A 13,201-nucleotide genomic window follows, 5' to 3' on the forward strand; every position below is an offset into this window, starting at 1 on the left:
AGTGGGTGGTGTGGCCGCCGCCGCGTCAGGGCCTTCCTGGCCGACGCGACGGCAATGCGCGGTTGCTCGGGCGCGCTCTGCTCAGCGCGCGACTTCCTCCCGGGCCAGGCCCGCCGGTTGTGACGTCGGCTGCGCGACGCGATGGGCGCCGAGCAGCAGGTGCGCGGCGATGCCGAACACCAGGCCCCAGAAGGCCGCCGACAGGCTGAGGAAGGACATGCCCGAGGCGGTCACCAGAAAGGTGATCAGTGCCGCCTCGCGGTCGTCCGGCTGGGCCATGGCGCCGGCCAGGGCGCCGCCGATGGCGCCGAACAGGGCCAGTCCGGCCAGCGCCGCGATCAGCTCGCGGGGAAAGGCGCTGAACAGCGACACCAGGGTGGCGCCGAACAGGCCGAGCAGCAGGTAGACCAGGCCGCCGGCCACACCGGCGACATAGCGCCTGGCAGGATCCTCGTGGGCCTCGCGGCCGGTGCAGATGGCCGCGGTGATGGCGGCCAGATTCAGGCCGTGGCAGGCGAATGGCGCCAGCAGCAGCGAGCCCAGGGCGCTGCTGCTGATGATCGGGCTGGCCGGGGTCGGGTAGCCGGCGTTGCGCAGCACCGCCATGCCCGGCACGAACTGGCCGGTGAGCGCCAGCATCACCAGCGGCAGGGCGATATTCAGGCTGGCCGCCAGGCTGAACTCGGGGCTGATCCACACCGGCCTGGCCAGGCCGACCACCAGCGCCTCCTGGTGCAGCTGGCCGCTGGCGACGGCGATCGCGCTACCGACCAGCAGCACCGCCAGCACCGCGTAGCGCGGCAACAGCCGCTTGACCAGCAGGTAGCTGATGAACATCGCCAGCACCAGCAGCGGCTGACTGCGCAGCGAGACGAACAGGCCGGTGCCGAAACTGAACAGGATGCCGGCCAGCATGCCGGCAGAGATCGCCGCCGGCAGCTTGCCGATGACGCGGTCGAAGGCGCCACTGATGCCGACCAGGAAGATGATCAGGCTGGCGACGATATAGGCGCCGACCGCTTCGTTGAGGCTGATCTGCGGCAGCAGTGCGACCAGCAGCGCCGAGCCCGGCGCCGACCAGGCGATGATCACCGGCACCCGGTAGCGCAGGCTCAGACCGATGCCGAGCACGGCGCTGCCGATGGAAATCGCCCAGACCCAGGACGACAGCACGGCATGCGACAGGCTGGCGCTTTCGGCCGCCTGGAAGATGATCACCAGGGGACCGGCGTAGGAAATCACGGTGGCGATGAAACCGGCCACCACGGCGGACAGCGAGCAATCGTTGATCAAGGCTTTCATGAGGCCCCGCAAGGTATTGGTGGCATCCCTCCAGGGGAGGCTCTTGTTGTGGGTAAAGCCGCCGGAGGGTGGATGGCGCTCGGTCCATCCACCGCTGTGCGCTACGGGTGGGCAGGGTGGATGACCGCGTCATCCACCCTGCCCTTCCCTCAGGCCTGCTGCAGGGCGCGCGGGCGCTTGCTGCGCTGCTCGGCCTGCGGCGCCGGGGCCTTCTGCAGCTGGAAGTCGAACGCAAGCGTGGCGAAGCGGTTGCCCTGGACGCCACGGTCATGGGCGGCGGCCGCGTCCTCGACGAACTGGATGTCGCCGACCAGGCCGTCGCGGGTGGCGTAGGCGAAGTCGTCCCACAGGTACTGCTCGCCGGCCAGGTTGATCTGGGTGGTCAGGTGGCGATGGCCGGGGGCGGAGATGAAGAAGTGGATGTGCGCCGGACGCTGGCCGTGGCGGCCGAGCAGGTCCAGGCATTCCTGGGTCGGGCCGTCCGGGGCGCAGCCGTAGCCGTTGGGCACGATGCTGCGGGCGCGGTAGCGGCCTTCGCTGTCGGTGACGATGCGCCGGCGCAGGTTGTAGTCGGACTGGCTCTTGTCGAAGTAGGAGTAGTTGCCCTGGGTGTTGGCGTGCCACAGGTCGACCACGGCGCCAGCCACCGGCTGACCCTGGGTGTCAGTCACCACGCCTTCGAGGAACATCACGGTGGCGCGGTCCAGCTCGCTGCCATCGTCCATCCGCGCTTCGCCTTCGACCAGCGGCGCGCCGGCCACATAGAGCGGACCTTCGATGGTGCGCGGGGTACCGCCGGTCAGGCCGGCCTGGGCGTCCTTGGCATCCTGCAGCACGTCGAGGAAGTGCTCCAGGCCCAGGCCCGGCACCAGCAGGCCGACTTCATTGCGACCACCCAGGCGGTTCAGGTAGTCGACGGTCTTCCAGAACTCGTCGTCGGTGATTTCCAGGTCTTCGATGATCTTCGCCGCGTCGTTGATGATGCGCAGCATGATCTGCTTGACCCGCGGGCTGCCCTGGTCGTTGTTGAGGCCGGCGGCCTCGTTGAACAGGTTCTGGATTTCGGCAGTGTGGCTGACTTTAACGGTCATGATGATTACCTCGGTTTGTTGTTGTAGGCGAGATCAGCGGTCGTCCTGGTGAATCGACGAGGGGTGCCGGCACAGCGGCGCGACCTCGATGTCCATGTAGGGAAACAGCGGCAGCTGCATCAGGGTGTCGTGCAGCTCCTGCACGCTTTCCAGGTCGAATACGCTGAAGTTGGCGTACTGCCCGGCGATGCGCCACAGGTGGCGCCACTTGCCCTCGCGCATCAGGCGCTGGGCCAGTTCCTTTTCCTCCGCCTTGATCCGGGCGGCCAGGGCCGGGTCCATGTCCACCGGCAGTTTTACGGTCATCTTTACGTGGAACAGCATGGGGGGTTCTCCTGGGCGGCTAGCCTCGGCAAAGGGGTTCAGGGGCGGCGGAAGAACGCCAGGCGCTCTTCGTCCAGGCTCAGGCCGAGCCCCGGGGTGCGCGGGACCTGCAGGGCGAAATCGCGGTAGACCGGGGCCTCGCTGACGATCTCCTCGGTCAGCAGCAGCGGGCCGAACAGTTCGGTGCCCCAGGTCAGCTGGCGCAGGGTGACGAAGGCGTGGGCCGAGGCCAGGGTGCCGATGGCGCCCTCGAGCATGGTCCCGCCGTACAGGGCGATGCCGGCCGCCTCGGCGATCTGCGCGGTGCGCAGCACGGCACGCGGGCCGCCGTTCTTGGCGATCTTCAGGGCGAAGATGCTGGCGGCGCCGTCGGCGGCCAGGCTGAAGGCGTCCTCGACGCTCTCGATCGACTCGTCGGCCATGATCGGCGCCGGGCTGCGCTGGTTCAGGCGCACCTGGCCGGCGCGGTTGATCCGCGCGATCGGCTGCTCGATCAGGTCGATGCCGTTGTCGCCGAGCACCTGGCAGGCGCGAATGGCCTGGGACTCGTCCCAGCCCTGGTTGACGTCGACCCGCACGCTGGCCGCATCGCCCAGCGCGCGCTTGATCGCGATCACGTGGCGCAGGTCATCGGCCAGCGGGTTGGCGCCGATCTTCAGCTTGAAGATGCGGTGGCGGCGTGCCTCGAGCATCTGCTCGGCCTCGCCAATGTCCTTGGCGGTGTCGCCACTGGCCAGGGTCCAGGCCACTTCCAGGCTGTCGCGCACGCGGCCGCCGAGCAGCTCGCTGACTGCAAGGCCCTGGCGCTTGCCCTGGGCGTCGAACAGCGCGCTTTCCAGGCCGGACTTGGCGAAGGTGTTGCCCTTCGCTGCCTTGTCCAGGCGCAGCATGGCGGCGTTGATGTTGCTCGCGTCCTGGCCGAGCAGCAGCGGGCCGAGGTGGCTGTCGATGTTCTGCTTGATGCTCTCCGGGCTCTCGTTGCCGTAGGCCAGGCCACCGATGGTGGTGGACTCGCCGAGGCCTTCGATGCCGTCCGAGCAGCGCAGGCGGATGACCACCAGGGTCTGCTTCTGCATGCAGTGCATCGCCAGCTTGTGCGGGCGGATGGTCGGCAGATCGACGATGATCGCCTCGACGCTTTCGATCAGGACTGGGCTCATTGCGGCTTCCGGTCAGGTTCTGTGGATAGGGTTCAGGAGGCCGCCAGCGCGCCGGTCGCGGCACTGCGGCTGCGCTGCTGGCTGATGGCGAAGACGGCCATGGCGATGGCGGCGATGGCGCCCGGCACGGCGAAGGCGAGGAAGTTCAGTTGCAGCGGCAGGTTGATGCCCAGCAGCGCGCCGCCGAGCAGCGGACCGACGATGGCGCCGTTGCGGCCGATGCCCGAGGCCCAGCCGAGGCCGGTGGCGCGGATCGACAGGCCGTAGAACTGCGCGGCACAGGCGTACAGGAGGATCTGCGTGCCGATGGTGGTGGCGCCGGCGACGAAGATCAGCAGGTAGAGCACCGGCGTCGGGCTGTTGAAGCCGAGCAGGCTGATCGACAGTGCGGCGCTGACGAAGAAGGCCACCATCACCTTGACCAGGTTGAAGCGGTCGCCCAGCCAGCCACCGAGGATGGCGCCGGCCATGCCGCCGAAGTTCAGCGCCAGCAGGAACGACAGGCTCGAGCCCAGGCTGTAGCCGGCGTTGGCCATCAGCTTGGGCAGCCAGGAGCTGAGCGCGTAGACCATCAGCAGGCAGCAGAAGAACGCCAGCCACAGGCACAGGGTGCGCAGCCCGCGGCCCTCGCGAAACAGCTCCAGCACCGCCGCGCCCTGGCCCTTGGAGTCGCTCATCTGCAACTGGTCGGCGGCCTCCAGCCCCAGGCCCGGCTCGACCTTGCGCAGCACTGCGCGGGCCTGCTGGTCACGCCCCTGGCGCACCAGGAAGCCGACCGACTCGGGCAGTTTCCACAGGATCAGCGGCAGCAACAGCAGCGGCACGGCGGCGGCAAAGAACATCGACTCCCAGCCGAAGCGCGGCAGCATGTAGATGCCGACGCCGGCCGAGAGCATGCCGCCCACCGAGTAGCCGCTGAACATCACCGCCACCAAGGTGCTGCGCAGGCGCTTGGGCGCGTATTCGTTCATCAACGCCACGGCGTTGGGCATCAGACCGCCGCAACCGAGGCCGGCGATGAAACGGAAGATGCCGAACTCGGTGGGGCTGCTGGCGAAGCCATTGAGGATGGTGGCGCCGGAGAACAGCGCGAAGCAGATGGCGATGCCCTTCTTGCGGCCGATCTTGTCGGCCAGGGTGCCGAAGCCGAAGGCGCCGAACATCATGCCGAACAGCGCGTAGCTGCCCAGGGCACCGGCCTGCAGCGGGGTCAGGCCCCACTCCTGCATGATCGCCGGCAACACCACGCCGAAGATGAACAGGTCGTAGCCGTCGAAGATCAGCAGCAGCGCGCAGAGCGCCATGACCATCCAGTGAAAGCGCGAGAAGCGCGCGTTATCGATTACTTGGTTTACGTCTAGGGTTCGCATGGCATCGGTCTCTTGTTTTTGTTGTCGCAACTGCGTGGTAGGTGTGGGAGCGACTGACACCGCTCCCACGGGAATCAGGGTCAGCCCAGGTCGCCACCGCCCACCGGCAGGGTCACGCCGGTGATGTAGGCGGCCTCGTCCGAGGCCAGGAACAGGATCGCCCCGACCTGCTCGTCGATGGTTCCGTAGCGCTTCATCAGGCTGCTGCCGAGGGTCTGGTCGACGATCTGCTGGTACCAGGCCTGCTCCTGCTCGCTCTGCTCGGCAGCGTTGCGCGGGATGCGCCGTGGCGGCGCCTCGGTGCCGCCCGGGGCGGTGGCGTTGACCCGGATGCCGCGCTCGGCGGTCTCGAAGGCCAGGCAGGCGGTTAGCGCGTTGACCCCGCCCTTGGCCGCGCCGTAGGGCACGCGATTGACCCCGCGGGTGGCGATCGAGGAGACGTTGACGATGGCGCCGCTGCCCTGCGCGAGCATCTGCGGCAGCGCGGCGTGGCAGCACCACAGGGTGGGGAACAGCGAGCGGCGCACCTCGGCCTCGATCTCGTGCTCGCGGTAGTGCTCGAACGGCTTGGCCCAGATGGTGCCGCCGACGTTGTTGATCAGGATGTCGAGGCGGCCGAAGCGTTCGACCGCCGCCGCCATCACCCGCTGGCAGTCGCCGGCCTGCTCGAGGTCGGCGGTCAGGGTCAGCACCTCGGCGACCCCGGCCAGCTCGTCGGCCAGCTCATGCACCAGCTCGGAACGATCGACCAGCAGCAGCCGCGCACCCTCCGCGGCCATGCGTTCGGCCACGCGGCGACCGATACCCTGGGCGGCGCCGGTGACCACGGCGACCTTGTGTTGAAAGCGCATATTCATAGTCCCGACCTCGATCAAGGGTGGCGGCGTACCGACGCACCGACGCAGCGGCGCCCCGAGAGCGCGGGCCGGAGCCCGCGCCGCGAATAAAACAGGCCCGCCAAACGGAGAGCGGACCAAAGGAGCCTTCAGGCGCTGGCGGCGAACTTCTCGTAGTAGAAGTTGGCGGGCTGGATGCCCTGCTCGCGGATGTAGCCGCTGACGGCCTCGACCATCGGCGGCGGGCCGCACAGGTAGACATCCACGTCGCCGTCATTGAGGTGCTTGGGCGCGATGTGCTGGGTGACGTAGCCCTTGTGCGGGTAGCCGCTGTCCGGGTTGGCCACGCAGGCGCTGTAGGTGAAGTTGGGGATGCGCGCGGCGAAGGCCTCGAGCTTGTCCATCTCGACCAGGTCGAAGTCGTTGGTCACCCCGTAGATCAGGTGCAACGGGTGCGCGCTGCCCTGCTCGGCGATCTTCTCGAGCATCGCGGTGAAGGGCGCCAGGCCCGTGCCGCCGGCCAGCAGCAGCAGCGGCCGCTTGATCTCGCGCAGGTAGAAGCTGCCCAGCGGGCCGGCCAGGGTCATGCTGTCGCCGGCCTTGGCCAGGCCGGTGAGGAAGCTGCTCATCAGGCCGCCCGGCACGTTGCGGATCAGGAAGCTGACTTCGCCGTCCTTCTGCAGGGTGCTGAAGGAGTAGGCGCGGGTCTGCTCGCTGCCCGGCACCTTGAGGTTGACGTACTGGCCCGGCAGGAACGCCAGCTTGCTCAGCGACTCGCCCTTGATCGACAGGGCGATGGTGCTGTCGGACAGCTGGCGCACCGCGCTGATCGCCGCCTCGTAGCTGGCCTGCTGGGTCTTGCACACATCCGAGGAAGCCGGCACGCGCACCACGCAATCGCTCTCGGCACGCATCTGGCAGGTCAGCACATAACCCTGCTCGGCCTCTTCCTCGCTCAGCGCGTCCTCGACGTACTCCTCGCCGAGGTCGTACTGGCCGGCTTCGGCGAAGCACTTGCAGGCCCCGCAGGCGCCGTCGCGGCAATCCAGCGGGATGTTGATGCCCTGGCGATAGGCGGCATCGGCGACGGTCTCGCCGAGGTTGGCATCAATGAAACGGGTGACCCCGTCTTCGAAGTTCAGGGCGATCTTGTGGCTCATGGCACACCTCGCTTTAACACAGTTCGGTTGTCAAAACTCGGTTGGAGCGTCGATCGCGCAGGCAGACCCCGGGCATGGAGGGCCGTTGCCCTCCCCGCCCATGATTCGTGCCTTGCGCGGGCTCCGAACCGGGTCTCAAAGGTGGTAGACGTCGATGACCTGACGCACGTAGTCGTTCTTCAGGACCACCTTCTTGGCCTTGATCAGCGGGTTCGGCCCGCTGGTGTCGAGGGTGTAGAAGCTGGTGCCGTAGAAGTGGTCGACGACCTTGTAGCGAAAGCTCATGGTGTGCCAGTTGAAGCGCAGCTTGCACACCCCATCGGCCTGCTCGAGCAGCTCGATGTTGCTGATGTTGTGCGAGGTGCGCGTATCCGGAATGGTGGCACTGGAGCGCTCGGTGCGGATGCGGAACACCCGGTCTTCCAGACCGCTGCGGTTGCCGTACCAGATCAGCGAGATCTCGGTCTGCGGGTTTTCCACCAGCTGGTCGCGGTCGTCCCAGGCCGGCATCCAGAAGGTCGCGTCGCTGGCGTAGAGTTCCAGCCAGTCGTCCCACTGCTTGTCGTCCAGGTAGCGCGCCTCACGGTAGAGGAAGTCGCGCGCGGCTTCGTAGGTCAGGCTCATTTACGCGCCCTCCACGTGGATCAGCTGGTCCTGTTGCTCTTGCAGCGCCTTGATCATCTGCTGCTGCCAGTAGTGGTGCTGCAGCACGAACAGGCCTTCGTCCTCGGTGCGTACACCGGAGAGCAGCGGCTTCAGGTCGATTTCCCGGGCCGCCTCGTCGGCGCCCTCGACCCAGTGCTCGCAGCCGCGGGACATGTCGTTCCACTCCATGGCGCGACCGGCGAAGCCCTGCTGGCAGGCGCGGAACTCTTCCAGGTCGTCCGGCGTGGCCATGCCACTGACGTTGAAGAAGTCCTCGTACTGGCGGATGCGGCGGGCACGGGCCTCGGCGCTCTCGCCCTTGGGTGCGATGCAGTAGATGGTGACTTCGGTCTTGTCCACCGACAGCGGCCGGGCGATGCGCAGCTGCGAGCCGAACTGGTCCATCAGGTACAGGTTCGGGTACAGGCAGAGGTTGCGCGAGTTGCCGATCATCCAGTCGGCACGGGCTTCGCCGAACTCGCCGGCCAGGCGCTCGCGCTCGGCGAACAGCGGACGGTCTTCCGGGTTGTCCCAGCGGGTCCAGAGCAGCAGGTGGCCGTTCTCGAAGGAGTAGAAGCCACCGCCCTTCTTGCCCCAGCCGCCGGCGCTCATGGCGCGGATGTCGTCGCCGGCTTCCTTGAGCTTGCGCTGCTGCTGGGTGGCGGCGTAGTTCCAGTGCACCGCGGTGACGTGGTAGCCGTCGGCGCCGTTCTCGGCCTGCAGCTTCCAGTTGCCTTCGTAGACATAGGTGCTGGAGCCGCGCAGCACTTCCAGGCCGTCGGCGGACTGGTCGACGATCATGTCGATGATCTTCTTCGACTCACCGAGGAAGTCCTGCAGTGGCGCTACTTGATCGTTCAGGCTGCCGAACAGGAAGCCACGGTAGGATTCGAAGCGGGCGACCTTCTTCAGGTCGTGGGAGCCGTCGCAGTCGAAGCTCTGCGGGTAGCCGGCGTCCTTGGGATCCTTGACCTTGAGCAGTTTGCCCGAGTTGTTGAAGGTCCAGCCGTGAAACGGGCAGGTGTAGGTCGCCTTGTTACCGCTCTTGAAACGGCAGAGCATGGCGCCACGGTGGCTGCAGGCATTGATGAATGCATTCAGCTCACCATCCTTGTTGCGCGCGATGAAGATCGGCTGACGCCCCATGGTGGTGGTGTAGTAATCGTTCTTCTCGGGGATCTGGCTCTCGTGGGCCAGGTACAACCAGTTGCCTTCGAAGATGTGTTCCATCTCCAAGTCGAACAACCGAGGGTCGGTGAACATCTCGCGCTTGCAGCGGTAGATGCCCTCGTCCTTGTTTTCTTCCAGCAGGCTATCAAGGTATTCGAATCCCAGGTTCATCGCCGTGGCTCCGTTATTATTGTTTCAACGGAATCAAGGCTACGGCGCGGGACTGTCGGACAATATCCAGTTTGTGCGCGACCACTATCCGTTTTCTGCAGAACGGCGATTGCGGACCAACGGTCGCCGCGCGAGCACGGGCAACGCCAGGCGCGGCGGGACTTGTGGGGGGAGGATCAGGCGCGACTGAGGCGTCGCGGGGTCAAGCGCTGCAGTGCTCTAGCCGCGGCGGCGCAGGGTGTCCGAGGGCAGTTCGCCGAAGTTGTTCTTGTAGCTCTCGGAGAAGCGCCCCAGGTGCAGGAAGCCGTAGTCCAGGGCCACCTCGGTGACGTTGCGCACCTTGGCGGTGGGGTCGATCAGGCAGGCGTGCACCTTCTCCAGCTTCCTGTTGCGGATGTAGTGCTTGGGCGTGGTGCCGGCATGTCGCTCGAACAGCGCGTAGAGCGAGCGCGGGCTCATGCGCACCACCTCGGCCAGCTGTTCCAGGCCGATGTCCTGCTTGAGGTTGTCCTCGATGTACTGGACGATCCGCTCGAACGACGGGCAGCTCTCGCCCCACTCCTCGCGGCTGACGTTGTTGGCCAGCAGGCCGAGCAGCTTGGTGGCGATGATCCGCGTGTACTGCTCCTGCACCTGGGGGATCTGCTGCGCGCCTTCGGCCTCGTCGCAGACCAGGCCGAGCAGGTTGATGAAGCCGTCGAGCTGGCTGAGGTCGTGGCGCGCGCCGAAGCGGATGCCGTCGGCCGGCCGGCGCCAGTGGTTTTCCGTGCAGGCCCGGTCGAGGAAGGTCGAGGGCAGCTTGACGATGAACTTCTCGCAGTCGTCCGAATAGGTCAGGTCGACCGGATCGTCCGGATTGATCAGCAGCAGCTCGCCGGGGGTGAAGAAGTGCTCCTCGCCGCGCCCGCGCCACAGGCAGTGGCCCTGCAGGAGGATCTGCAGGTGGTAGATGGTCTCCAGCGCCGGCGAAGTGACCCGCACGCTGCCGCCATAGCTGATCCGGCACAGGTCCAGGCTGCCGAAGGTGCGGTGGCTGAGGCTGGCCTCGGGGTGGCCGCTGCTGGGCAGACGAATGCAATGCGAGCCGACGTGCTGATTCACGTAGTCGGAAACCGCATAGGGGTCGGCATTGAGAAAAATCCGACTCTTCTCGTTGAGCAGGCGACTGTCCATCTCTGAGGATGCTCTTATAGTTTTGTCTGACGCTGGGAGTCGGCACAGGCAAGGCAGCCGCTCACAGGTCTTTATATTCATACCGCCAAATCATCCGGGCCGTGGCCCGCGCCGATCAACGGTCCCGGTAGGCGGCACGCGGCATTCGGCGCCTGTGGTGAGCATAGCGCCTGTAACAGCTTAAAGAATTCGACCAAGGCAGAAGGCTCCGGCGACCGATAACCGCACGGAATCTGCGCATTGCAGCCCCGCGTCAGGGCCGGAACAGCTGGCTGCTCAGCTCGCGGCTGGCGGCGAGCATGATCGGCAGGAAGCGTTTCTCCAGTTCGCTGGCCGGCACCCGCCCGGCATGGGTGCTGACGTTCATCGCCGCCAGCACATGCCCGGCCGAGTCGTACACCGGCACGGCCAGCGAACGCAGGCCCTGCTCCAACTCCTGATCGACGATGCACCAGCCCTGCTCGCGCACCTGCTGCAGGCACTCCCACAGGGCTTCGGGGGTGTGCAGGGTGCGACTGGTCTTGACCTGCAGGTCGGCGTGATTGAGGTAGTCGTGCAGGCTGTCGTCGTCCAGCGCCGCGAGCAGAATGCGGCCCATGGAGGTGCAATAGGCCGGCAGCCGGCTGCCGACGCTGAGGTCCACCGAGATCAGGCGCTGGGGAATCGCCGAGCGGGCAATATAGAGCACCTGCTCGCCTTCCAGGGTGGCCAGGTTGCAGGCCTCGTGCAGCTGTTCGCTGATGCGGTCGAGGTAGGGCTGCGCCGAAACCGCCAGCGGTGTCGACGACAGGTAGGCATGGCCCAGGGTCAACACCTTGGGCAACAGTGAATAGGTGCGCCCGTCGGTGGTCGCATAGCCCAGCTTCATCAGGGTATACAGGCAGCGACGCACCGCGGCGCGGGGAATCTCGGTGCGGTGGCTGATCTGGGCGATGGTCAGGTGGCGCTTACGCTCCTGAAAGGCATTGATCACCGCCAGACCGCGGGCCAGGGAGGCCATGAAGTTCGGATCGCCGGCGAACTCGGCGATGCGCTGGGCCGGCGACACAAAGGGTGGCGGTGCCAGGGACGACTGGGGTGGTCGCGCTTCGCTCATAAGGCCTCCGGGACTGCGCAGGATCGAATGACGAGCGATTATCGAACCAAAGCCCGATAATCGCAATTTACCCTCGCTTTCTCGCCGACAACCTCGCACCCGCCTAACCAGGTGACGGCTACCGCCAGGTACCTACTGCAGATCGCGCAGGGTTCTGCCCGCGAAGCGGAACCCTTTCCCCTGCCGTTCCAAGCCCCGGCAGGAAGAGAAATACGCCCCGTCCCTGGTTGAATGTCGCTCAGGAACGGGCGCCATGCTTTCCCACATACCCATTTGATTGCGCCGTTAGGGGCGTAAGTGATTCTGTATAACCAGCGGATGATGCTGGTCCATGCTCATCCGCTATGTCAGGGCAGTGCCCGCAGGCCGGGCATCTCCGCACCCAGCAACCACTTTTGATGAATTGCCGCGAAGCTGCCGTCGCGCTTCATGCCGTCCAGCTCCGCCTGCCAGCGGGCAACCAGCGCGGGGGCCGTCTGCGAAGAGAAGGCAATGTAGCTGTAGCTGCGCAGGAAGCTGAACAGCAGCTTCACCTCGTCTTCGTCCAGTCCGCCGCGGGCCAGGTACGCCGGCAGTCCGAGGTTGTCCATTACCATCAGCTTCACCCGCCCGTGCTTGAGCATCTGCACCACCATGTCCGGTCCGGGGACCGGGCGCAGGTTGCTGAAGCCCTCGGCGAGCAACAGCTGATGGCTATACCAGTCGCGCGGTATGGCTATCTCGCCGTGGTGGCGGGCATCGTCCAGGCTGTCGATGCGCGGCGCCGAACGGCTCAGCCCGTAGAAGCTGGTGATGTTCACCGTGATCGGCCCCACCCACTGGAACAGGTTCTCGCGCTCTGCGGTGCGCATCGTCACGAAGAGCCCGGCATTGGGCTGAGTCAGAACCTCCCGGTAGGCACGTGCCCAAGGCACCATCTCCAGGGTGATCGGCTGATCGCTACGCCGGGCCAGTTCGCGCACCAGGTCTACCGCCATACCGGCCGGCTCTCCGGCGATACTGAAGTTTACCGGTGGATACTCCTGGGAATACAGGCGCAACGGCTCGGCCGGCAGTGACAGCGGCAGCCACAGGCCCAGGAGAAAGATCGACAACCGGCAATAAAGCAACGAGCGCAAGGCGATGCCCTCGGCAGCTGGCAATGGCTGTAGCTTAGCCCTGTGCACTGGGCCGCGTATCGATGTCCTCGCGCCCCCGGGTGCGGCGGCGCGGCCGTAACATTGGCTGAGCAGTAACGAGGAAGTGGCCTCCACCCAAGATGCACTACCGCAACGGATCGAACGTGCAAAGGGCCAAAACCGGCTAGTCAGGTGTCCGCGATCGCCCTACCGTACAACTGTCGCCGCACCTATGCGACAATGCGCCAAATATCTGGCCTAAACCCCGCATTCATATCCCAGCAGCTCGGCCCTCACGTGCAGATGCTGCTTTCTACGTATGCCCGCTGGATCAATTCAAGCTCCAATTGGAACGCACTGGAAAAGCTCGATATCGGTATCAGATCCGTATCAAGCAACTCCTGGCTGCTCTAAGTTATTGATAGGTAAGCCCCTTGATCTCCACCGCTAACATCACCATGCGATAAGCAATGGGGGCACGTGGATAGGTATGAGCAGGAAACATACGGGTTACGGCCACATGAGTACTCACTCAAACTCACTGATTGGTATCAAAATTGGTATCACTTGAGTAACGGCGTACTA

Annotated in this window: 12 protein-coding genes and 1 pseudogene; 1 reads left to right on the forward strand and 12 read right to left on the reverse strand. The window is 65.8% G+C overall.

All coding sequences use genetic code 11. The features are described from left to right. Positions 1-81: 81 nt before the first annotated feature. The 12 genes from AB5S05_RS20320 to AB5S05_RS20375 form a co-directional block, all read right to left on the reverse strand. Positions 82-1,302: a benzoate/H(+) symporter BenE family transporter gene (locus AB5S05_RS20320; RefSeq protein WP_369289343.1), complete on the reverse strand. Its 1,221-nt coding sequence runs from the start codon at positions 1,300-1,302 to the stop codon at positions 82-84. A gap of 149 nt (positions 1,303-1,451) precedes the next feature. After that, positions 1,452-2,393: a catechol 1,2-dioxygenase gene (catA, locus tag AB5S05_RS20325; RefSeq protein ID WP_369289344.1), complete on the reverse strand. Its 942-nt coding sequence runs from the start codon at positions 2,391-2,393 to the stop codon at positions 1,452-1,454. 33 nt (positions 2,394-2,426) lie between these two features. Then, positions 2,427-2,717, reverse strand: a complete 291-nt coding sequence (gene catC / locus AB5S05_RS20330; RefSeq protein ID WP_369289345.1) for a muconolactone Delta-isomerase — start codon at positions 2,715-2,717, stop codon at positions 2,427-2,429. Positions 2,718-2,755: 38 nt separating this feature from the next. Continuing rightward, positions 2,756-3,877, reverse strand: a complete 1,122-nt coding sequence (locus AB5S05_RS20335; RefSeq protein WP_369289346.1) for a muconate cycloisomerase family protein — start codon at positions 3,875-3,877, stop codon at positions 2,756-2,758. Positions 3,878-3,909: 32 nt separating this feature from the next. After that, positions 3,910-5,247 (reverse strand): MFS transporter, encoded by a 1,338-nt coding sequence (locus AB5S05_RS20340; RefSeq protein WP_369289347.1) that lies wholly within the window; start codon positions 5,245-5,247, stop codon positions 3,910-3,912. Positions 5,248-5,327: 80 nt separating this feature from the next. Then, the gene (locus AB5S05_RS20345) at positions 5,328-6,104 is read right to left on the reverse strand and encodes a 1,6-dihydroxycyclohexa-2,4-diene-1-carboxylate dehydrogenase (protein ID WP_369289348.1); all 777 of its coding nucleotides are present in this window, start codon (positions 6,102-6,104) and stop codon (positions 5,328-5,330) included. A 128-nt stretch (positions 6,105-6,232) separates the two neighbouring features. Further along, positions 6,233-7,243 carry a benzoate 1,2-dioxygenase electron transfer component BenC gene (benC, locus tag AB5S05_RS20350; protein ID WP_369289349.1) on the reverse strand — a complete coding sequence of 337 codons (1,011 nt, stop codon included), beginning with the start codon at positions 7,241-7,243 and terminating at the stop codon, positions 6,233-6,235. A 135-nt stretch (positions 7,244-7,378) separates the two neighbouring features. After that, entirely contained in the window at positions 7,379-7,867 is a 489-nt protein-coding gene (benB, locus tag AB5S05_RS20355) for a benzoate 1,2-dioxygenase small subunit (RefSeq protein ID WP_369289350.1), read from the reverse strand. Beyond that, entirely contained in the window at positions 7,868-9,229 is a 1,362-nt protein-coding gene (benA, locus tag AB5S05_RS20360; RefSeq protein ID WP_369289351.1) for a benzoate 1,2-dioxygenase large subunit, read from the reverse strand. Between the two features lie 219 nt (positions 9,230-9,448). After that, positions 9,449-10,402: an AraC family transcriptional regulator gene (locus tag AB5S05_RS20365; RefSeq protein ID WP_369289352.1), complete on the reverse strand. Its 954-nt coding sequence runs from the start codon at positions 10,400-10,402 to the stop codon at positions 9,449-9,451. 253 nt (positions 10,403-10,655) lie between these two features. Beyond that, complete coding sequence (locus tag AB5S05_RS20370; RefSeq protein ID WP_369289353.1) at positions 10,656-11,498, reverse strand: IclR family transcriptional regulator; 843 nt, start codon at positions 11,496-11,498, stop codon at positions 10,656-10,658. A 347-nt stretch (positions 11,499-11,845) separates the two neighbouring features. Then, entirely contained in the window at positions 11,846-12,616 is a 771-nt protein-coding gene (locus AB5S05_RS20375; protein WP_369289354.1) for a substrate-binding periplasmic protein, read from the reverse strand. A gap of 210 nt (positions 12,617-12,826) precedes the next feature. Here AB5S05_RS20375 and AB5S05_RS20380 point away from each other — a divergent pair. After that, positions 12,827-13,030 (forward strand): annotated as a pseudogene (locus AB5S05_RS20380) (site-specific integrase); the annotation flags it as partial. Positions 13,031-13,201 lie beyond the last annotated feature (171 nt).

This window comes from Pseudomonas zhanjiangensis (assembly GCF_041027545.1).
Lineage (GTDB): Bacteria > Pseudomonadota > Gammaproteobacteria > Pseudomonadales > Pseudomonadaceae > Aquipseudomonas > Aquipseudomonas zhanjiangensis.

What these genes read in the sequence shown, in the direction of transcription:
- AB5S05_RS20320 (WP_369289343.1), bottom strand. Translation starts at nt 1,302, where the DNA reads ATGAAAGCCTTGATCAACGATTGCTCGCTGTCCGCCGTGGTGGCCGGT.
- catA (WP_369289344.1), bottom strand. Translation starts at nt 2,393, where the DNA reads ATGACCGTTAAAGTCAGCCACACTGCCGAAATCCAGAACCTGTTCAAC.
- catC (WP_369289345.1), bottom strand. Translation starts at nt 2,717, where the DNA reads ATGCTGTTCCACGTAAAGATGACCGTAAAACTGCCGGTGGACATGGAC.
- AB5S05_RS20335 (WP_369289346.1), bottom strand. Translation starts at nt 3,877, where the DNA reads ATGAGCCCAGTCCTGATCGAAAGCGTCGAGGCGATCATCGTCGATCTG.
- AB5S05_RS20340 (WP_369289347.1), bottom strand. Translation starts at nt 5,247, where the DNA reads ATGCGAACCCTAGACGTAAACCAAGTAATCGATAACGCGCGCTTCTCG.
- AB5S05_RS20345 (WP_369289348.1), bottom strand. Translation starts at nt 6,104, where the DNA reads ATGAATATGCGCTTTCAACACAAGGTCGCCGTGGTCACCGGCGCCGCC.
- benC (WP_369289349.1), bottom strand. Translation starts at nt 7,243, where the DNA reads ATGAGCCACAAGATCGCCCTGAACTTCGAAGACGGGGTCACCCGTTTC.
- benB (WP_369289350.1), bottom strand. Translation starts at nt 7,867, where the DNA reads ATGAGCCTGACCTACGAAGCCGCGCGCGACTTCCTCTACCGTGAGGCG.
- benA (WP_369289351.1), bottom strand. Translation starts at nt 9,229, where the DNA reads ATGAACCTGGGATTCGAATACCTTGATAGCCTGCTGGAAGAAAACAAG.
- AB5S05_RS20365 (WP_369289352.1), bottom strand. Translation starts at nt 10,402, where the DNA reads ATGGACAGTCGCCTGCTCAACGAGAAGAGTCGGATTTTTCTCAATGCC.
- AB5S05_RS20370 (WP_369289353.1), bottom strand. Translation starts at nt 11,498, where the DNA reads ATGAGCGAAGCGCGACCACCCCAGTCGTCCCTGGCACCGCCACCCTTT.